This window comes from Rhodococcus sp. A14 (assembly GCF_011603105.1).
Taxonomy (GTDB): domain Bacteria; phylum Actinomycetota; class Actinomycetes; order Mycobacteriales; family Mycobacteriaceae; genus Rhodococcus_F; species Rhodococcus_F opacus.
Genome location: NZ_JAAOQS010000150.1, coordinates 1 through 19,109 on the forward strand (window position 1 = coordinate 1; position 19,109 = coordinate 19,109).

The window sequence follows — 19,109 nt, forward strand, 5'->3', positions numbered from 1 at the left end:
CTCCCGCTCCCGGCCCGGTGCCGGCACCCGCTCCGCCGCCGGCTCGCAAGGGCGGACTCCTCCGCCGTTACTTCGGTTTCTGACGACTCCGGCCGGAGTCAGGCGGCGCCGACGAGCAGCGCCGTCCAGCCGGCGACAACCCCGGCCGCGGCCCCGTACACCAGCCACCGCCAGACCGATGCCCGGCGTAGTCGCCACACCGACGGTGCGACCCCGGCCACCACGACGAGTTCGAGGATCACCGCCAGGGCGGGGTTGATCCGCGCGAGCTGCGAGCCGAAGGCCATCACCGCGACCGCCACCACGACCGCGGCGAAGCCCGCCACGAGGAGTCCGGTCGACCACGGTGTCCCCGTCGGCGGCGGAGACGGGGAATGAGGGTGCAGCATTGTCACCGGCCCGTGCGGACGCGCTCGTAGAACGCCATCGCCGCCGCCGTCGCGACATTGAGCGAGTCCGTGCCGGGTGCCATCGGAATGCGGGCACGAATGTCCGTGGCCCGCATGGCGTGTTCGGTGAGGCCGGGACCTTCCGCGCCGAGCAGCAACGCCACCTTCTCCCCCGTCATCGCCTCGGCCAACGTCACCGCCTCGGGGTTCGGGGTCAACGAGATAAGCTGGAAACCCCGCTCCCGCAACGCGTCCAGGTCGTGCGGCCACTTCGTCACGTGCGCGAACGGAACCCGGAGAACGTGCCCCATCGACACCCGGACCGCCCGGCGGTACAGCGGGTCGGCGCAGCCCTTGCCGAACACCACGGCGTCGACGCCGAGCCCTGCCGCGTTACGGAACATCGAGCCCAGGTTCTCGTGATCGTTGACGCCCTCGAGCACCGCGACCGTCCGGGCGTGCTCGAGCACGTCCGGCAGTTCGAGCGGCGTGGGGCGGCGCGCCGCCGCGAGCACACCCCGGTTGAGGTGGAACCCGACGACCTCGGCCATGACATCCGCCGTCGTCCGGTAGAACGGCACGTCCACGTCCGCGAGGTCGTCCGTGAGTTCCTCCAGCCGCCGATCGACGCCGAGCAGCGCGATCGGGTCGAACCGGGACGTGAGCAGGCGCTGCGCCACCAGCACGCCTTCCGCGATCACCAGACCCTTGCCCTCGGGGAGGTCGGGACGGCGGTCCGAGGAATTGAGATCGCGGAAGTCGTCCAGCCTGGTGTCGGCCGGATCCGTTATGTCGATGACGTGAACCACCGGTCCATCGTGCCGTATGCGGGGCGTCACAGCGTTGACTCCCCTCCACCGAGCGCGAAAGCTCGGAGGAATGAAGCAACTGCAGGGACGCACGGCTCTGGTGACCGGTGCCTCCGGCGGTCTCGGCCGCGTCGTCGCCCGGGCCCTTGCGAGGGAGGGCGTCGCCGTCGCGGTGTCCGGCCGGCGTGCGGACCGCCTCGCGGACATCGTCGGAGAACTGCGTGCGCTGGGTGTGCGTGCCGAGGCCGTGCCCGCGGACCTGGACCGGCTCGGTCAGCTCGATTCGCTGATCGACCGCGCCGAGGCGGCGGTCGGCCCCCTCGACCTGCTGGTGAACAACGCCGGTGTGGAGAACGTCTCGGCCTTCACCCGACTCGACCCCGGCGAGCTCACCGCCATGGTCGACGTGAATCTCACCGCGCCACTACTTCTCACGCGCCGTGTGGTGCCCGGGATGCTGGGCCGCGGTCGCGGTCACGTGGTGTTCATCTCGTCGCTGGCCGCGAAGATCGGTCCGGCGTACTGCGCGCCGTACGCCGCGACGAAGGCCGGATTGATCGGTCTCACCCAGTCGCTGCGCGCGGAGTACGCAGGCTCGCCCGTCGGTTTCTCCGTCGTGTGCCCCGGCTTCATCGCCGGCGACGGCATGTACCAGCGGATGACGGAACGCGGAATCAGGGCCGGCCGGATCACGGGCGAGACCAGCACCGACAAGGTCGCCGCCGCCGTGATCCGGGCGATTCGGCGTGACCGGCCCGAGATCGTCGAGAGCGGAGCGCCGATCCGCCCGCTGCTCGCCCTGTCACAGATCGCGCCGGGACTGGTCGAACGGGCGGCCGCGAGGTTCGGCGCCACCGCGATGTTCCGGCGGTTGAGCGAGGACCGCGGCAGGGTGGAGCCGGACGGTTGACCGCCGACGGGGTTGTCCGAGTCGCGTATCCGGGGGCCGGCACTCACCTAGGCTCGCGGGCGTGAGTGATTCCACGCCGACGATCGGTTCGCCAGCGGAACTGGCGCGGGCGCTCGACGCCACCGGCTACCTCGCCGACGACGGCGTCGCGATGGCCGCGTTCCTCGCCATCCGTATGGGACGTCCGCTCTTTTGCGAGGGCGAACCCGGCACCGGCAAGACGTCGCTCGCGGCCGCGTTGTCGGAGGCGTTCGGTCTGCCGCTGATCCGCCTGCAATGCCATGAGGGCATCGACGCCGCGCAGGCGCTCTACGACTGGGACTTCCCGCGGCAGTTGCTGCACCTGCGGACGCTGGAGGCGGCGAGCGACGGCACGCTCGAGGCCGACACGGTCGAACGCTCGCTGTACACCGAGCGGTTCCTGCTGGCGCGCCCCTTGCTGCGGGCCCTCACCGAAGCGCCGTGCGTGCTGCTCGTCGACGAGATCGACCGCGCCGACGACGAGTTCGAGGCATTCCTGCTGCAGGTGCTCGACGAGAATGCCGTCACCATCCCCGAACTGGGCGAGGTGCGGGCGGCGACACCACCGCTGGTGGTGCTCACCTCCAACCGCACCCGCGAGGTGCACGACGCCCTCAAACGCCGCTGCCTCTACCACTGGCTCGAACACCCCGATCTGGCGCGGGAGGTCGCGATCCTGCGCCGCCGCATCCCCGGAATCGGGGCCGAACTCGCCGGCCAGGTCGCCCGGGCCGTCCACTCCCTGCGCGAGATGGAACTGCTCAAGCCGCCGGGGGTGGCCGAGTCGCTGGACTGGGCGCGCGCACTGCGGGAACTCGATCGGGACGTGCTGGACGCGGAGACCGCCGCCGCGACGCTCGGCGCGGTCCTCAAGTACCGCGAGGACCTCGAACGGGTGGCCCGGGTCGGACTGGACCGGCTCCTGGCGGGGTGAGAGGCGTGTCCACGACCCCGGACAGCGGCGACCCGCTGGTGGGCATCGCCGGGTTCGCGCACGCCCTCGCGGCGGCGGGACTGTCGGTCGCGTCGGACGCCGTCGCCGCGTTCACGCGAGCCCTCCGCCAGGTGGATGTGGGCGATCCGAGCCAGGTGTACTGGGCGGGTCGCGCGACGCTGTGCCGCGGTCCCGACGACATCCCGCGGTACGACTCGGCGTTCTCGGCCTGGTTCGGCGGTACCGTCCCGGCTCGCACGCCGCGGTCCGGGGAGCAGCCTCGCCGCGCCAGTATCGCGGCTCTGACCACGACGGAGGGCGGCGACACCGGTGGCGACGCGCCGCATCTGCGGGTCGCCGCGGACGACACCGAGGTGTTGCGCCACCGCGACATCGCCGACCTCACTGCGGCCGAGCGCGCGCACCTCGCCGAGCTGATCGCCGCCCTGCGCCCGCGGCCCCCGACCCGCCCGGCCATCCGTATGCGCCCGGCCCGCCGGGGCACCGTGGACCCGCGGCGCACCGTGCGGGGCATGCTCGCGGCGGGCGGCGAACCGGTGCGGCCGAGCCACCACCGCAAGGCAACCCGGCCGCGCCGGATGGTGCTGCTGATCGACGTGTCCGGATCGATGAGCCCGTACGCCGATGCGCTGCTGCGCTTCGCGCACGTCGTCGCCCGCGGCAACCCCGCAGGAACCGAGGTGTTCTCGCTGGGCACTCGGCTGACGCGGCTCTCGCGGGCACTGCGGGTCCGCGACCCGGAAGTGGCGCTCGCCGCCGCGGGCCGGGCCGTGCCCGACTGGGCGGGCGGCACCCGTCTCGGCGAGACGCTGCGCGCGTTCCTGGACCGCTGGGGCAGGCGGGGCGTGGCGCGCGGCGCCGTCGTGGTGATCTTCTCCGACGGCTGGGAGCGCGGTGACCCGACCCTGCTCGCGGAGCAGATGGCTCAGCTGCGCCGGCTCGCCCGCACCGTGCTGTGGGTGAATCCGCACGCCGGCGCGGACGGGTACGAGCCGGTGCAGTCCGGGATCGCGGCCGCGCTGCCGTACGTCGATCGTCTGCTCGCCGGCCACAGTCTCGCGACATTGCAGGAACTGCTCGAGGTCGCGCGCCGAACGTGACCGATCCGGAACCGGTTCCACGATTTCGGGTGTTGGTCGCGCTCCGTCGGCGCAGAGTAGGACGTATCACCTGAGGCTCCCGGCTTTGGAGGCGCGATGCGCATCACTGTCACCGTCGACGGAACTACATACACGGACGAGGTGGAACCGCGACTACTCCTCGTCCACTATCTACGGGATCGGCTCGGCAAGGTCGGCACCGTCATCGGCTGCGACACCGGAAACTGCGGGGCGTGCACCGTTCATCTGAACGGTCACAGCGTCAAGTCCTGCTCGGTGCTCGCCGTGCAGGCCGACGGCGGCGACGTCCTCACCGTCGAAGGCCTGTCCCGGAACGGGACGTTGCACCCCGTGCAGCAGGCGTTCCGCGACAATCATGCCCTGCAGTGCGGCTACTGCACCCCCGGCATGATCATGCAGACCCTCGACCTGCTCGCCGAGGAACCCGACCCGGACGAGCGGACGGTGCGGCTGGGGTTGGAAGGCAACCTGTGCCGCTGCACCGGGTATCAGAACATCGTCAGCGCGGTGCAGGATGCGGCGCAGCGGTTGCGCGGCGGCGGCACCACCGAAGCACCGACGGCGGATGCACCGAAGACCGACACCGCGCAGGGAGGTGTGCGATGACCGCCACCGCGGAACCGGAGATCGGGAAGGCCCGCACACGCAAGGAAGACGAACATCTGGTCACGGGCCGCACCCGCTGGACCGACAACCTCGTCCTGCCCGGCATGCAGCACCTGGCGATTCTGCGCAGCCCGTTCGCGCACGCCCGCATCACCGGTGTCGACGCCTCCGCCGCCCGCGAGATGCCCGGGGTCGTCGCGGTCCTCACCGGCGCCGATCTCGCCGACGAGCAGGGCAGCCTGCCGTGTGCCTGGCCGATCACACCGGACATGAAGTCGCCGCCCGCCCCGTCCCTCGCGGTCGACGGCGTCAACTTCGCCGGCGAGGCCGTCGCGGTCGTGGTGGCGCGCAGCGCGTACGAGGCGCACGACGCACTCGAGGTGATCGACGTCGAGTACGACGAACTGCCGGTCGTGCTCGATCTCGCGGGCGCGGCCGCCGACGGCGCCGACCTCGTGCACCCTGATCTCGGGACGAACGTCAGCGCCACCTGGACCTTCGACTCCGCGGAGGCCGGCACGGGCGGCGACGTCGAGCAGGCCATCCGCGACGCGGAGGTACTCGTCGAGCGCACGTTCCGGCAGCAGCGGCTGATCCCGGCATTCATGGAACCCCGCTCGGTGGTGGTCGACCCGACCGGCGCCCAGATCACCATGTGGTCGGCCACGCAGATTCCCCACATCCTGCGGCTGATGCTGGCGATGACGCTCGACATACCGGAGCACAAACTGCGCGTGGTCGCCCCGGACGTCGGCGGCGGTTTCGGCGGCAAGCTTCAGGTGACGCCGGAGGAAGTCATCGCGCTGCTCGTCGCGCGGCGACTCGGCAAGCCCGTCAAGTACACCGAGTCGCGTAGCGAATCGATGGTCGCGGCGCATCACGGGCGCGACCAGATCCAGAAACTGACACTGGCCGCCCGCCGCGACGGCACCGTCACCGGAATGAAGGTCGAACTGCTCGCCGACATGGGCGGGTACCTGCGCCTGGTCACCTCGGGGGTGCCGATCCTGGGCGCGTTCATGTTCAACGGCATCTACAAGTTCCCGGCGTATCACTTCACGTGCACCAACGTCTTCACCAACAAGGTGCCCACCGACGCGTACCGCGGGGCGGGCCGCCCGGAGGCGACGTTCGCGATCGAGCGGATGATGGACGAACTCGCGACCGAGTTGTCGATGGATCCGCTGGAATTGCGGGCGAAGAACTGGATCACCCACGAGGAGTTCCCGTTCGACACCGTCGCGGGCCTGACGTACGACTCCGGTAACTACGAGGCCGCCACCGCGCACGCGCGGGAGTTGTTCGACTACGACGGGCTCCGGCGCGAACAGGCTGAGCGCCGCGAGCGGAAGGATCCGGTGCAACTCGGCATCGGGGTGTCCACGTTCACCGAAATGTGCGGGCTGGCACCGTCGCGCACCCTCGGCGCGCTGGCCTACGGGGCCGGCGGGTGGGAGCACGCGGCGATCCGGATGCTGCCCACCGGCAAGGTCGAGGTGGTCACCGGTTCGTCAGCGCACGGCCAGGGTCACGAGACCGCGTGGAGCCAGGTGGTCGCGGATCAGCTGGGGGTTCCGTTCGAGGACGTCGAGGTGCTGCACGGCGACACCCAGACCTCGCCGCGTGGCATGGACACGTACGGTTCCCGGTCTTTGGCGGTCGGCGCGATCGCCGTAGTGAAGGCCGCCGAGAAGGTGATCGCGAAGGCCAGGCCCATCGCGGCGCACCTGATGGAGTGCGCCGAGGACGATCTCGAGTTCACCGAGGGCCGGTTCCGGGTGAAGGGCACCGAGAAAGCTGTCGGCATCGCCGATGTCGCGCTCGCCGTGTTCGCCGCGCACGACCTGCCCGAGGGTGTGGAACCGAATCTGGACTCCGAGGCCGCGTATGACCCGGAGAACTTCTCGTTCCCGCACGGCACGCACCTGTGCGCGGTGGAGGTGGACACCGAGACCGGGAAGGTCGGCATCCGCTCCTACGTGTGCGTCGACGACATCGGGCACGTGGTCAACCCGCTGATCGTGGAGGGTCAGGTGCACGGCGGACTCGCCCAGGGCATCGCGCAGGCTCTGTACGAGGAGGCGGTGTACGACGAGTCCGGCACCCTCCTGTCGGGTTCGTTCGCCGAATATCACGTGCCGTCGGCGGCGGATCTGCCGACGTTCACCACGGGCCGCACCGAGACACCCGCCACCGGTAATCCGCTCGGCGTCAAGGGGGTCGGTGAAGCGGGGACGATCGCGTCCACCCCGGCCGTCGTCAATGCCGTCCTCGACGCCGTCCGCCAGTTCGGGGTGCGCGACGTCGAGATGCCGTGTACGCCGATGCGGGTCTGGAACGCCATCCACACCGCTCAGGGAGGTGCCCGATGATTCCGTCAAGCTTCGACTACGTGTCCCCGACCTCCGTCGAACAGGCGGTGGCCGCGCTCGCCGAGGCCGGGGAGGACGCCAAGATACTCGCGGGCGGCCAGAGCCTGCTACCGGTGCTGCGGCTGCGGTTGTCTTCGCCGAGCACCCTCGTCGACCTGGGCCGGATCGGTGAGTTGCGCGGCGTCCGCGACGACGGAGACAGCCTCGTGATCGGTGCGATGACCACGTACTACGACCTGATCCGCGACCCGCTCGTTCACGAGCACGCGCTGCTGCTCGTCGAGGCCACCCGCACCGTCGCCGATCCGCAGATCCGGCATCGCGGCACGCTGGGTGGCGCTCTGGCGCATGCCGATCCGGCGGGCGACCTCTGCGCCCCCGCACTGGCACTCGACGCCACCCTGACCGCCGTGGGTACCGCGGGCAGGCGGAGCATCCCGGTCGCGGACTTCTTCGAGGGCTACTACACCACCACGCTGCGACCGGACGAGATCCTCGTGGACGTGCGGGTTCCCAAGCACACCGGCTGGGAGGCGCGGTACGAGAAGTTCAACACGGTCGCGGAGGCCTGGTCGATCGTGGCGGTGGCCGCGACGATCCAGGTCGACGGCGGCACGATCCGGCAGGCCCGGGTGGCGCTGACCAACATGGGGGCAGTGCCGGTGCGGGCTCGCGGTGTCGAGGACGCGCTCGTCGGCAATGCCGCCGATCCGGAACTGATCCGGGCGGCGGCCGAACACGCCGCCGAGGGCACCGACCCGATCACCGACGGCAACGCCGACGCCGAGTACCGCAGCCACCTCGCGAGAGTGCTGACCCGGAGGGCGGTGGCGACGGCGGTCGGCGTCTGAACGGTTGCGGCAGCCGTCAGGACCGCGGGTCGCGGCTCGCTTCCACGGCCTGCTCGGTGGCGTCGCAGACCACCACGGGGTGTGGTTCGAGAACGTTGTGCAGTTCGACCACCGGAAGGTAGCGGCCCGCATCCGGTCTGCGTACTTTCAGTCGCACTCGTTGGTGCCGCATCAGGTAGAGCGCTGCGCCGATGCCGCTCACCAGGGAGATCGCACCTCCGATCACGAGCGGGGCGCGGGGGTCCAGGACGTCGGCCAGCCAGCCCAGAACCGGACTGCCCAGCGGGGTGCCGCCGAGGAAGCAGAGCATGTAGATGCCCATCACCCGGCCGCGCATCTCGGACGGCACGGACATCTGCAGGATGTTCATCGCCGCCGTCGTGAACGTCAGCGTCAACGCGCCGGTCGGGACGAGCATGATCGCGACCAGCACGTAGGTGGGCATGAGTCCCACCAGGATCTCGAACGCCCCGAATGCGGCCGCGGCGCCGAGGAACGTGCGCAGGCGCGGCGGGGTCTTGCGTTTCGCGGCGATCGTGGCGCCGGCCAGCGTGCCCACGGCGAGGGTGGTCGACAGCAGTCCGTAGGCGTCCGCGCCGCGCTCGAACGTGTTGCGGGCGAGAACGGCGAGACTGATCGGGAAGTTCAGCCCGAACGTCGACACCATGAACACCGCCACCATCAGCACCCGCAGGTCGGTGCGACCCCACACGTAACGGAAACCCTCGCGGACCTGCCCCTTTCCACGTTCCGCCTGGGGTGCCGTGAACAGTTCGCGGGCGTTCATCATCAGCAGGGCGATCAGCACACCGGTGAACGTGCCCACGTTGAGCAGGAACACCCACCCCGTGCCGATGAGGGTGATCAGCACACCGGAGATCGCCGGGCCGATGATGCGAGCGGTGTTGAACGTCATCGAGTTCAGGGCGATGGCATTGGGCAGCGACTCCTTGCCGACCATCTCGATCGTGAACGACTGCCGCGCCGGCGCGTCGATCGCCGACGCACAACCCAGCAGAAACGCGATGAGGTAGACGTGCCACAGGGCCACCAGCCCGCCGACGTCCAGCAACCCGAGCACCAGTGCGCACAACGCCATCGACACCTGCGTCGCGATCAGGATGCGCCGCTTGTCGTACCGGTCGGCGAGCACGCCGCCCCAGACGGACAGGAACAGGGTCGGACCGAACTGCAGTGCCATCACGATGCCGACCGCGAGTGCATTGCCGTTCGACAACGTCAGGACGAGCCAGTCCTGCGCCACCCGCTGCATCCAGGTTCCGACGAGGGAGACGATCTGCCCCGACGCCCACAGCCGGTAGTTCCGGGTGCGGAGAGCGACGAACATGCCGGTCTTCGGCTGGGCTGAGGCAGTGGACTCGGATTCGGGCGGCACACATCCATCTTGCTCCCGGGCCCCGCGCGCCATCGACCGGCCCTGGGGGACATCGGCGGCCGGATTACTCCGGATGCCGGCTACGTTCTCCGGCAAGGGGTTTCCCCGCGCCGCGGGGTTCGGGCAGGCGAATGCCGTTGTACGGGTGGGGACTGCAGGCGGCCGTTCGGACTACTCCGAGTCGGCGACGATGGACGTGATGATGCCGACGGCGTCGCGGAGGGTCTTCAGCTGAGCCTCGTCGAGCCCGGACAGCCGCTCGTTCATCCATGCCTCGCGGGCGTGGGTCTCGTCGGCGATCAGCGCGTGACCGGCATCCGACAGCGTGACGATGATCTGCCGTCCGTCGGTGGGATGCGGTGCCCGCTCGACCAGCCCCAGTTCGACCAGCGACGCGATGACCCGGGTCATCGACGGCGGCTGCACCTTCTCACGAGCCGCGAGATTGCCCGGCGTCATGGCGCCGTCGCGGGCAAGGGTGGCCAGAGCCGACAGCTGGGTCAGCGATACCTGGGCGTCGACGCGGCGCCCACGCAGGTGACGCGTGAGGCGCACGACAGCCAGGGAGAGGTCGCTGGCGAGTGCTCGCGTATCCGTGGTCACGGGAATGACAATACGGGACCGATCGGCCGCCGTTTACGTTACTGCGTCGGTGATCGGACCGACCGCGAAGTAGGCCACGAAGAGAAGCGCCACCACCCACATCAACGGGTGAATCTTCTTGATACCACCGCTCGCAGCATTGAGCACGACCCACGACACGAATCCGACGCCGATGCCGTTGGCGATCGAGTACGTGAACGGCATGACGGCGATGGTGAGGAACGCGGGCAACGCGATCGAGAACTGGGTGAAATCGATGTCGCGGACCTGACCGATCATCATCGCGCCCACCACGACCAGTGCCGGCGCGGCGGCCTCGATCGGCACCACCGAATACAGCGGGGTCAGGAACATCGCGGCCAGGAACAGCAGTCCCGTCACCACATTCGCGAGTCCGGTGCGGGCGCCCTCGGCAATACCCGAGGCGGATTCCACGAACACGGTGTTGGACGACGCCGACGCGCCGCCACCGACGATGGCACCGGTGCCCTCGACGACCAGGGCCCGCCCGATGTTGGGCAGGTTGCCGTCCTCGTCGGTGAGGCCCGCCTCCTTGCCGAGCCCGGTCATCGTGCCCATGGCGTCGAAGAAGTTGGCGAGCACGAGCGTGAACACCAGCAGGCTGGCCGCGAGTACGCCGATGCGGGTGAACGCGCCGAAGATGCTGACGTCTCCGACGAGGCTGAGATCCGGAAGTTCCGCCAGCACATCGGGTGCGGCCGGGACACTGAGGTTCCAGCCGTAAGGGTTCACGCCCAGCGACGGTCCGACACCGGCGACGGCCTCGATGATCGCGGCCAGCACGGTGGTGACGACGATGCCGATGAGCAGACCGCCGCGCACCTTGCGCACCACCAGGACACCCATCAGCAGCACACCGAATACGAACGTCACGGTCGGCCAGGAGGAGATCGATCCGTTGATGCCCAGGCCGACGGGGACGGTGGTGCCGGCGGCGTCCGGGATGCGCCGCACGAACCCGGCGTCGACGAGACCGATGAACGCGATGAACATGCCGATACCGGCGGCGATGGCGGATTTGAGCTCGGCCGGAATGGCATTGAAGACGGCCGTCCGGAATCCGGTGAGCGCCAACACGACGATGATGACACCGTCGATCACCACGAGGCCCATCGCCTCGGGCCAGGTGACCTGCGGTGCGATGGTGACGGCGAGAAGACTGTTGATGCCGAGGCCCGCCGCGATCGCGAAGGGATAGTTCGCGACGACCCCGAACACGATGCTCATCAGTCCCGCCACCAGGGCCGTGACCGCGGCCACCTGGTTGACGGGGAGGATGTTGCCGAGGACGTCGGTCTTCGCGACGGCGTCGTCGGCCGAGAAACTACCGAGGATGAGCGGGTTCAGCACCACGATGTATGCCATCGCGACGAACGTCACCACTCCGCCGCGGATCTCCGCTCCTACCGTCGAACCACGCTCGGTGATCTTGAAGTAGTTGTCGAGCAGTTTCGGAGCAGCACCCATTGTTCAGTCCCCATCGCCAGAAGTCGCGCGTCGCCCTTGGAGATTAGGGCACCACGGCGAGGGTAGCGTTCATTCGGTGAACGAATCCGCAGATCGCCCACCCCTCACTCAGCGCCTCGCCGACCCGCGACCTGCGCTGATACTGGGAACGCTGGCGTGGGCGGTCGCGGCCGTCGTGGTGATCGTCACGGGCGATCGGTGGTCGGATGCGCTTCCGACGTGTATAGCGGGGGTCGTCGTCGGATTCCTCGGCTACGGATTGTTCGCGTTGCAGCGGCGGGCGGCCCGGCGCGGCAGCCGCGGGGCACAGCAGGGACTGCTCTAGATCTCGCTCGAGGTCAGGGTTCGGCGGGGCCGGGTGCGGGTCAGCAGGATCCAGAAGGCCGCCCACAACGCGCCGAACGCCCACCCGGCGAGGACGTCGGTCATCCAGTGCGCGGCGAGGTAGACGCGCGACAGCCCCACCGCCAGCGTGTACAGCACCAGCAGCACGACCAGCGCGATTCGGACGTACCCCACCAGCACCACCCGGAGGGTCACGGCGACGAGAACGCTCGCGAGGATCGCGGTCATCATCGCGTGCCCGGACGGGAACGAGAACGTCGAGATCTCCACCAGCCGATCCGGCAGTGGCGGGCGGTGCCGCTCGAACAGGTTCTTGAGCGTGGTCATCACGGCCAGGCCCGACAGCATCGCGCCGGCCACGAGGACGGCTTCGCGCCGACGGTCCCGGAGCAGGAGGGCGATCGTCAGGACGGTGGACACGATCCAGGCCGCGACCGTTCCGCCGCTGTGCGTGACGACGGTGACGACGTCGATCAACCACGGTGCGCGCTCTCCGACGGCACTGTCGAGCACGCTCTGGTCAAACGACACCGGCGGCGCCCCACGTGCCTTCGGCCCACGACTCGGAGCAATGGGGGGTTCCCTGCTCGTCCACCCACCACGGGACCGCGATCTCGGTGTCGACCGCGCCCGTGAGCTTCACCGTGAGCCGGGGATGGACGACGACGGGACCGTGCGGCAGGTCGCGGCCGAGTGCGGCGAAGGCGAGCACGGCGGCGGGTTCGCGGTCCCATGAGGATTCACGGCCGGAACCGGTGACGGTGCCGCGGATCGCCGCGGACGCGAGGGGGAGGTCCAGCAGATCGGCGAGAGCCTCGGCGGTGTCCAGGCTTCCCACCACCAGGCGCTCGCGCGGCACCGCGGCGGCCAGCCACGGTGCGTCCAGCACCAGGGCGTCGCCGGGGTCGACGAGTGCGCCCGTCAGGCCGCGCACGTGTTCGGGCAGGTGAAGTTCCTCGAGGTCGAGAAGATGGGCGGCCGCGGCGGCCGCGAGCAGGCTGTGCGCCCGCGCGATCACCGCCGGGCTCGGTTCGCGGTCCGGATCGGCCAGTCGATCCAGGAGTAGCTGCGCGAGTTCGGGAGAGTCGACCGTCGACGGCGCCAGGGCCGCCGCGAACACGGCGGATTCCGGGTGCTCGACGGGGTCGAGCAGTCCGGCGAACGTCTCGTCGGTGGGATCGCGGAGCAGACCGAGCACCTGACGGTCCAACTCCGCGTTGTGACGCAGCCACCAGGCCGTGTACCCGGCGCGGTCGGCGAGCAGCGGACGCGTCGACGGGTCCCGGGCGAGCATCGTCAGCGCCTGCGGCCAGCGGTCCTCGTCCACCAGGTCCAGGTCGCGCACCGCCCCGATCTCGTCGGGGTCGTCGTCGAGCGTGTCCCACCAGCGGTCCTCGTCGTCGAGGTCGTGATCGGGGCCGGTGGGGAGTTCGGTGCGCAGCACGGTGAAACCCCAGCCGACACCCACGGCGCGGAGGGCGTCCTCCCCCACCCGCTCGGCGAACGCGGCGTCGACGCACGTGAACGGTGAGTCGTCCACCAGGACGTCGGCGAGAGGCGCACCGGGCAACAGCAATTCGTCCGCACCGCGCAACTCCCCGTCGACATCCGGCAGGGGCAGCTGGCCGAGCCACGACGGCAGGGTGCCGGGGTCGACGCGCCCGGCGAGTGCGAGCACCGCGGTCGACAGTTCTTCTGCCGCCGCCGCGTCGTCGGGGTCGAGGTCCTCGATCTCGGCCCGCAACGCCGGATCCGAGAGCAGGTCGACGGCCGTGGCGGTCTTCGCGCCGAGCCGCGACAGCAGCGGGTGCGCGGCATCCGGGTGGACGAGCCGCGTCCAGTCGACCCCCAGGACGCCGTCGATGTCGTGCCCCAGCAACACCGTTCGCGGACCGGTCACCGTGCGGCCGTCGGACAGCGGAACCGGGATCGACGCCAGTTCCTCCGCCGCGAGGGCGTCGACGGCCAGCGGTTCGAGCGCCGCGTACAGGCGCTGCCACCAGGATGGTGTCCGCTCGATGCCACTGAGAAGTTCGGTGAGGCGCGCCAGGCCGAGGCGGTGGGCGTCGACGGCGGCCAGCGCGGGCGCCCAGCGCGGCCCGGACAGATCCGGGACGACGAGGCCGTCGACGATCTCGGTGAGGAGTTCGGCGAGTTCCTCGGTGAGCCCGGGGACCACGGACGCCCGAACCGGGGCCTTGTTCGTACCACCGACAGTCGGCAGCCAGGGCTGCTCCCGCAGTTCGGTGACGAGATGGTCCCGCAACGCCGAGTCCACCTCGCTGCGTGCGAACGCGGGAACGGGAACCAGCGACAGTCGCTGCTCGGGCGGCACCGCGGCCACGAACTCGGCGTATCCGGACGCCAACTCGGCGGTCGACGCGCCGGGCAGGATGCGCCTGCGGTCGGGTTGCATGGCGATGTCCGCGACGAGGATCGCGGGTATCGACAGTTCCTCGTCCGACCGTGTGGGGGCGCGCAGGACGTCCTCCGTCACGGGTGAGACGACGCCGTCGCGCACCGGGACGAGCCAGCGTGCCCGCCCGGACTCGTACTGCCACCAGCGGTCGTCGCCGATCGCGACCTCGGTCAACCCGGAATCGAGTGGTCGTTCGCGTCTACGGAACTGCTTGTCGCCCACGGTGATCGAGACGAGTGCCGGGAGTTCGAGCAGGAGGTCGGGTGCCTCGCGGGCCATGTAGGCGAGCAGCGACTCACCGTCCACGTCCTCGCGCAGCGTCAATACGACTTCCGAGGCCGCGCCTGCGGCCGGGCGGTTCTCCGTCGGCCACGCCAGCCGCAGGGCAGGCACGTCCGCTCCCGGGTCCGCACCGTCGAGTTCCCGGAGTTCCGACCTCGTCCGTTCCCCGGAGAACAGCACCGAACCGGACGTCGACCGCAGTTCGACCTCGTCGCTCACCGACAGCACCGCCGTGAAGCCGACGCCGTAGCGGCCGACGGTCGTCCCGGACTTGTTCGACGCCCGCAACGCGACGAGCGCCTGGACTCCGGGCTCGTCCAGCGGGGTGCCCGTGTTGGACACGCTCAGGACGCGGCCGTCGAGTTGCACGGACAGCTCACCGGGTACTTCGGCGCGGGCGGCGGCGTCGGCGGCGTTCTGCGCCAGCTCGGTGAGGAGCCGGTCGCGGTAGCCGGCGCGCGCCAGATCGGATTCGGCCGCCGCGTCCTCCCGCAGACGGGTCGGGGACGTTCGCCACGCCAGAAGCGTCGAATCCCTCAGGGCGGCGGTGCCGAAAGGATCGGCTAGCTGGTCGATGCGGATTCCTCGGCCTCGGTGACCTCGGCAACGGCTTCGGGCTCGGGCCGCGACTCGGATTCGGCCTCGGTGTCCGTCTCGGCGACGGCCCGCTCGACGACCTCGACGGCGCCGTCGTCGTAGGCGTCGAATTGCGGCGAACCGGCACCCGAAGGCAGCAGGGTGTCGGAGTGGGCACCGCAACCGTAGGTCGCGTCGACCACGTGCCCGTCGGCGGCCATCTCGTTGCCGCACACCCCGAACGACGCGTGCAGCGAACCGGCGAGCGGGAGGTAGAAGCCGCACAACCCGCACGTCGACGGCGCGGCCTTGGCCATCTCGGAATCGGGGCCGTAGTCGCCGTCGTGCCAGCGTTCGGCAGCGTCGACGCGACCTTCGAGGCTCATCACCTGCTTGCGGCCCAGGCCGAGTTCGAGGGCGGTCTCGTCGATCTCGGGGTCACCCGTCGCCACATAGCCCGGGACCAGGCGGGGGTCACCGGCCGGCGGTGCCAGCAGATCGCCCGCGGACAGGTCGCCGGGGCGGATGCGCTGGTCCCACGGGATCCATTCGGGTGCGACCAGCGCATCGGGTCCGGGGAGGAGGGCGAGTTCGCTGACGGTGGCATGGTCCGCTTCGGGATCGGCAGCCACCACCACCGCCCACTGCCAGCCCCGGTAGCCCGGAAGGTCCGCAACGAAACGGTGAGTCGCGGCGCACGCGTCCTCGGACGTGACGCCCAGGTAGTCGCCGACTCCCCCTTCCTGCAGTTCGACCAAGGCGGTTCGGGCGAGCTCGACGGCGTCGGTCAGTACGGGACGCGCCACTGCGCGCTCGTCGGAAGAAGCAACACTCACACCACCAGTTTGCCGCACCACCGCAAGTGCGTGCCCACCTGGGCTGTCATGCTGGTCCGATGACCGGCCGGAGGCACCTCGTCCCAGCCCTGCTCGCGGTGGCGTGGATGGTCACCGCGTGCTCCCCGGAGAGTCCCGTGGCGGCGGGCGCGTCCGACGCGGACCTTCACGTGGAGATCGTCCGCACCCTCGACCACGACCCGAATGCGTTCACCCAGGGACTCGAGATCGACGGCACCGAGTTGCTCGAGGGCACCGGCCGCCCCGGCGAGTCCTGGGTGCAGGCCACCGACCTCGACAGCGGCACCGTCCGGATGCGTGCCGAATTGCCGTCTCCCCTGTTCGGCGAGGGCATCACGGTGAGCGGCGACACGATCTGGCAGCTGACGTGGCGTGACGGGGTGGCCGTCGCCCGGGATCGCGCGACACTCGCCGAACAGCGGCGGGTCCCGTTCGACGGCGAAGGGTGGGGCATCTGCGCAGTGCCCGACGCGCTCGTCACCAGTGACGGCTCACCCACCCTCACGTTCCGCGACCCGGTCACGTTCGAACCCCGGCGCACCGTGCAGGCGGTGCAGGACGGAAGCCCGCTGGCCGGCCTCAACGAACTCGAATGCGCGGACGACGGTGCGATCTACGCGAACGTCTGGACCACCGACACCCTCGTCCGCATCGATCCCTCGGACGGGCGGGTCACCGCGGAGATCGACGCCTCCGCCGTCCGCGACGCCCTTCCGCCCGGCCCGCGGGACGTCGACGTCCTCAACGGCATCGCCCAGATCCCGGGAACGGACCGCTTCCTCGTCACCGGAAAGTACTGGCCGCGCATGTTCGAGGTGCGGTTCGTTCCCTGACAGGCCGATCTGACCAGCATTGGCCGGGGTTGCTGTGGTCGCATGTCTCCCGACTAGGACAGAATTAGGGAGTGACCGGACCGCGCGAACCCTACGAGCCTGACGGCGGTCGGGCTCCTGACGAGAATTCCGGGCCCCCCGTTCATCCCGGCTACGACAAATACCCGCCCGCCGCACGTTCGGGAGGTCGACGCACACCGCTCCCACCCCTCCATCCGGTCGGCGGCGGGCAGCGTCCCCGTTCCGACGAGGAGCGGGCCGACGCCCCCAAGGCGCCGCCGATGCCGCGCAAACTCACCGTCACCCGGGTCGCGGCAATGCGCAGCCGGGAACTCACCAACAAGGGCATCGCGACGTTCCATCGCGCGGCCAAGGCGGACGGTGCGGACAAGTCGGGGCTCACCGCGCTCACCTACGCGGTGATGGCCAACAACGCGACCGACGCGGCCATTGCCGTCGCCCTGGCGAACACACTGTTCTTCTCGGCCGCGACGGGCGAAGACAAGACGAAGGTCGCGCTGTACCTTCTGATCACCATCGCCCCGTTCGCCGTCATCGCTCCACTGATCGGTCCGATGCTCGACCGGCTTCAGCACGGCCGTCGCGTCGCACTGGCCACGTCGTTCGGTCTCCGGACGATCCTGGCGATCGTCCTCGTCTTCAACTTCGACAGCTGGGTGCTGTATCCGGCCGCGCTCGGAATGATGGTGCTCAGCAAGTCCTTCTCGGTGCTCAAGAGCGCGGTCACACCACGTGTGCTGCCACCGGAGATCGACCTGGTGCGAGTCAACTCCCGGCTCACCGTGTTCGGACTGCTCGGCGGAACCATCGGTGCCGGCGCCCTCGCGGGTGGTCTCGCCATGGCCACCGGATCCGTCGGCGCGCTGTGGCTGGCGGCGGTCATCACCGCCCTCGGCGCGTACCTCAGCATGCGGATCCCGTCGTGGGTGGAGGTCACCGAGGGCGAGGTCCCCGCCACCCTCACGTATCACGGCGACGAGCACCCCACCGAGGTGCTGGGACGCACCCGCGTGCTGCAACCCGAGGCCGCGGCCACGGCGAAATCCGGTAAACGCAGGCAACCGCTGGGCCGCGCGGTCATCACCGGGTTGTGGGGCAACAGCACCATCCGCGTGCTCACCGGGTTCCTCACGCTGTACATCGCGTTCGTCGCGAAGTCGAGGACCGACCACGAGCCGCTGGTGCAGGCCGCGATGCTCGGTCTGGTCGGCGCCGCCGCCGGCATCGGCAACTTCACCGGCAACGCCGCGGGTGCCCGGATCAAGCTCGGCCGTCCCGCCCTCATCGTGCTGCGCTGCACGGGTGCCGTGTGGGTCATCGCCGTCCTCGCCGCGATCACCGACAACCTGCTGACCGCCGCCCTGGCCACCCTCGTCGCGTCGGCGGCCAGCGCCCTGGCCAAGGTGTCGCTGGACGCGTCGTTGCAGCACGACCTGCCCGAGGAATCGATCGCGTCCGGATTCGGTAGATCGGAGACGGTTCTACAGCTGAGCTGGGTCGTGGGTGGCGCGCTGGGCGTCCTGCTGCCCACTGAATACTGGATCGGGTTCTCCGTCGTCTCTGCCGTCATGACCATCGGCCTCGTCCAGACCGTCCTCACGTACCGCGGGAGCACCCTCCTGCCCGGGCTCGGCGGAAAACGTCCCGACCTGGCCGAACAAGAAGTGTCCGAGCCCCACTCGACCCACCGGGCCGACCGATCGACAGGAAATGTGAAGTAAGTGAGAATGCAGGCGCGAACCAAGAAGATCCTGGCACTGATTGCGGTGGGCCTGATGGTGGTCCTGGTGGCCTTCGTCGGAGTCATGTACGCGCTCATCCGCAATTCCTCGCCCCGCCTGCCCGAGATCACCGCCTTCGCGCACAACCGGGCCGAGCAGATCCCCCCGCTGGCGTACTGCAACCTGTATCTCGAGGACTGCACGACCGGCGACCTCGCCGAACTCGACGTGCCCCCCGGCTCCTCGCTGCAGCTGTCGCTGCCGCAGGAGATCGTCGATGCACCGTGGCGCATGCTCGTCGTGTACCAGGACGCATCGGGGCAGGTCGTCGTCCAGCAACAGGCTCACCGTGCCGGTGAGACCCGCGCCGTGACCGTGCCGTCGTCGGAGGACCTGCAGCTGGCAGGCGTCGAGATCCAGTTGCCGTCCGCCGTCATCGACGAGCAGGGGCTCACGCAGGCGCGGGCCGCCTGGTCGATCAAGACGGCCTGACCGAGCCGCTCACACGAGAAGGGCCTCCGCGCACCGATGCGC

The 19,109-nt window shown here is 70.0% G+C and carries 18 protein-coding genes; 10 read left to right on the forward strand and 8 right to left on the reverse strand.

Features of this window, described 5'->3' with window-relative positions; genetic code table 11:
* Positions 1–98: 98 nt before the first annotated feature.
* On the reverse strand, positions 99–389 hold the full coding sequence (locus G9373_RS41265) for a DUF2537 domain-containing protein (RefSeq protein ID WP_039952940.1): 291 nt from the start codon (positions 387–389) through the stop codon (positions 99–101).
* Positions 390–391: 2 nt separating this feature from the next.
* Positions 392–1,198, reverse strand: a complete 807-nt coding sequence (locus G9373_RS41270) for an RNA methyltransferase (protein WP_005255302.1) — start codon at positions 1,196–1,198, stop codon at positions 392–394.
* Positions 1,199–1,268: 70 nt separating this feature from the next.
* On the opposite strand from G9373_RS41270, the gene G9373_RS41275 reads away from it, so the two are divergent.
* From G9373_RS41275 to G9373_RS41300, 6 genes are all read left to right on the forward strand, one after another.
* Positions 1,269–2,108, forward strand: a complete 840-nt coding sequence (locus G9373_RS41275) for an SDR family NAD(P)-dependent oxidoreductase (RefSeq protein ID WP_005571901.1) — start codon at positions 1,269–1,271, stop codon at positions 2,106–2,108.
* Positions 2,109–2,169: 61 nt separating this feature from the next.
* A complete protein-coding gene (locus tag G9373_RS41280) occupies positions 2,170–3,063 on the forward strand; it encodes a MoxR family ATPase (RefSeq protein ID WP_005255298.1) in 894 nt (297 codons plus the stop codon).
* A 5-nt stretch (positions 3,064–3,068) separates the two neighbouring features.
* Positions 3,069–4,184, forward strand: a complete 1,116-nt coding sequence (locus G9373_RS41285) for a VWA domain-containing protein (RefSeq protein WP_167120700.1) — start codon at positions 3,069–3,071, stop codon at positions 4,182–4,184.
* A 96-nt stretch (positions 4,185–4,280) separates the two neighbouring features.
* Positions 4,281–4,811, forward strand: coding sequence for a (2Fe-2S)-binding protein (locus G9373_RS41290; protein ID WP_005570244.1), 531 nt, complete (start codon positions 4,281–4,283; stop codon positions 4,809–4,811).
* On the forward strand, positions 4,808–7,183 hold the full coding sequence (locus G9373_RS41295; RefSeq protein ID WP_007301144.1) for a xanthine dehydrogenase family protein molybdopterin-binding subunit: 2,376 nt from the start codon (positions 4,808–4,810) through the stop codon (positions 7,181–7,183). Before G9373_RS41290 ends, G9373_RS41295 begins: the two co-directional genes overlap by 4 nt.
* Entirely contained in the window at positions 7,180–8,034 is an 855-nt protein-coding gene (locus G9373_RS41300; RefSeq protein WP_005244134.1) for a xanthine dehydrogenase family protein subunit M, read from the forward strand. Before G9373_RS41295 ends, G9373_RS41300 begins: the two co-directional genes overlap by 4 nt.
* Before the next feature lie 16 nt (positions 8,035–8,050).
* Here the strand turns inward: G9373_RS41300 and G9373_RS41305 are convergent, their stop codons facing one another.
* From G9373_RS41305 to G9373_RS41315, 3 genes are all read right to left on the reverse strand, one after another.
* Positions 8,051–9,382, reverse strand: a complete 1,332-nt coding sequence (locus tag G9373_RS41305) for an MFS transporter (RefSeq protein ID WP_054248212.1) — start codon at positions 9,380–9,382, stop codon at positions 8,051–8,053.
* A gap of 219 nt (positions 9,383–9,601) precedes the next feature.
* The gene (locus G9373_RS41310) at positions 9,602–10,033 is read right to left on the reverse strand and encodes a MarR family transcriptional regulator (protein ID WP_005244136.1); all 432 of its coding nucleotides are present in this window, start codon (positions 10,031–10,033) and stop codon (positions 9,602–9,604) included.
* A 33-nt stretch (positions 10,034–10,066) separates the two neighbouring features.
* Entirely contained in the window at positions 10,067–11,521 is a 1,455-nt protein-coding gene (locus G9373_RS41315) for an NCS2 family permease (RefSeq protein WP_105414310.1), read from the reverse strand.
* 76 nt (positions 11,522–11,597) lie between these two features.
* Here G9373_RS41315 and G9373_RS41320 point away from each other — a divergent pair, with 76 nt between their 5' ends.
* Positions 11,598–11,846 (forward strand): DUF2530 domain-containing protein, encoded by a 249-nt coding sequence (locus G9373_RS41320; protein WP_005244138.1) that lies wholly within the window; start codon positions 11,598–11,600, stop codon positions 11,844–11,846.
* On the opposite strand, the gene G9373_RS41325 is transcribed toward G9373_RS41320, so the two are convergent.
* The 3 genes from G9373_RS41325 to G9373_RS41335 form a co-directional block, all read right to left on the reverse strand.
* A complete protein-coding gene (locus G9373_RS41325) occupies positions 11,843–12,397 on the reverse strand; it encodes a phosphatase PAP2 family protein (protein WP_133986137.1) in 555 nt (184 codons plus the stop codon). The genes G9373_RS41320 and G9373_RS41325 overlap by 4 nt on opposite strands.
* A complete protein-coding gene (locus G9373_RS41330) occupies positions 12,387–14,936 on the reverse strand; it encodes a hypothetical protein (RefSeq protein WP_005255287.1) in 2,550 nt (849 codons plus the stop codon). Before G9373_RS41330 ends, G9373_RS41325 begins: the two co-directional genes overlap by 11 nt.
* A 194-nt stretch (positions 14,937–15,130) precedes the next feature.
* Positions 15,131–16,000: a DUF3027 domain-containing protein gene (locus G9373_RS41335; RefSeq protein WP_037203427.1), complete on the reverse strand. Its 870-nt coding sequence runs from the start codon at positions 15,998–16,000 to the stop codon at positions 15,131–15,133.
* Between the two features lie 38 nt (positions 16,001–16,038).
* Between G9373_RS41335 and G9373_RS41340 the strand changes: the two genes are divergently transcribed.
* From G9373_RS41340 to G9373_RS41350, 3 genes are all read left to right on the forward strand, one after another.
* Positions 16,039–16,833, forward strand: coding sequence for a glutaminyl-peptide cyclotransferase (locus G9373_RS41340; RefSeq protein WP_054248210.1), 795 nt, complete (start codon positions 16,039–16,041; stop codon positions 16,831–16,833).
* A 71-nt stretch (positions 16,834–16,904) separates the two neighbouring features.
* Complete coding sequence (locus G9373_RS41345; RefSeq protein WP_043793363.1) at positions 16,905–18,575, forward strand: MFS transporter; 1,671 nt, start codon at positions 16,905–16,907, stop codon at positions 18,573–18,575.
* A gap of 6 nt (positions 18,576–18,581) precedes the next feature.
* Positions 18,582–19,067: a DUF2771 domain-containing protein gene (locus G9373_RS41350; protein ID WP_005572753.1), complete on the forward strand. Its 486-nt coding sequence runs from the start codon at positions 18,582–18,584 to the stop codon at positions 19,065–19,067.
* Positions 19,068–19,109: the final 42 nt, after the last annotated feature.

Coding starts and splice junctions, on each gene's coding strand:
- G9373_RS41265 (WP_039952940.1), bottom strand. CDS start 389: ATGCTGCACCCTCATTCCCCGTCTCCGCCGCCGACGGGGACACCGTGG.
- G9373_RS41275 (WP_005571901.1), top strand. CDS start 1,269: ATGAAGCAACTGCAGGGACGCACGGCTCTGGTGACCGGTGCCTCCGGC.
- G9373_RS41290 (WP_005570244.1), top strand. CDS start 4,281: ATGCGCATCACTGTCACCGTCGACGGAACTACATACACGGACGAGGTG.
- G9373_RS41295 (WP_007301144.1), top strand. CDS start 4,808: ATGACCGCCACCGCGGAACCGGAGATCGGGAAGGCCCGCACACGCAAG.
- G9373_RS41300 (WP_005244134.1), top strand. CDS start 7,180: ATGATTCCGTCAAGCTTCGACTACGTGTCCCCGACCTCCGTCGAACAG.
- G9373_RS41305 (WP_054248212.1), bottom strand. CDS start 9,382: ATGTTCGTCGCTCTCCGCACCCGGAACTACCGGCTGTGGGCGTCGGGG.
- G9373_RS41315 (WP_105414310.1), bottom strand. CDS start 11,521: ATGGGTGCTGCTCCGAAACTGCTCGACAACTACTTCAAGATCACCGAG.
- G9373_RS41340 (WP_054248210.1), top strand. CDS start 16,039: ATGACCGGCCGGAGGCACCTCGTCCCAGCCCTGCTCGCGGTGGCGTGG.
- G9373_RS41350 (WP_005572753.1), top strand. CDS start 18,582: ATGCAGGCGCGAACCAAGAAGATCCTGGCACTGATTGCGGTGGGCCTG.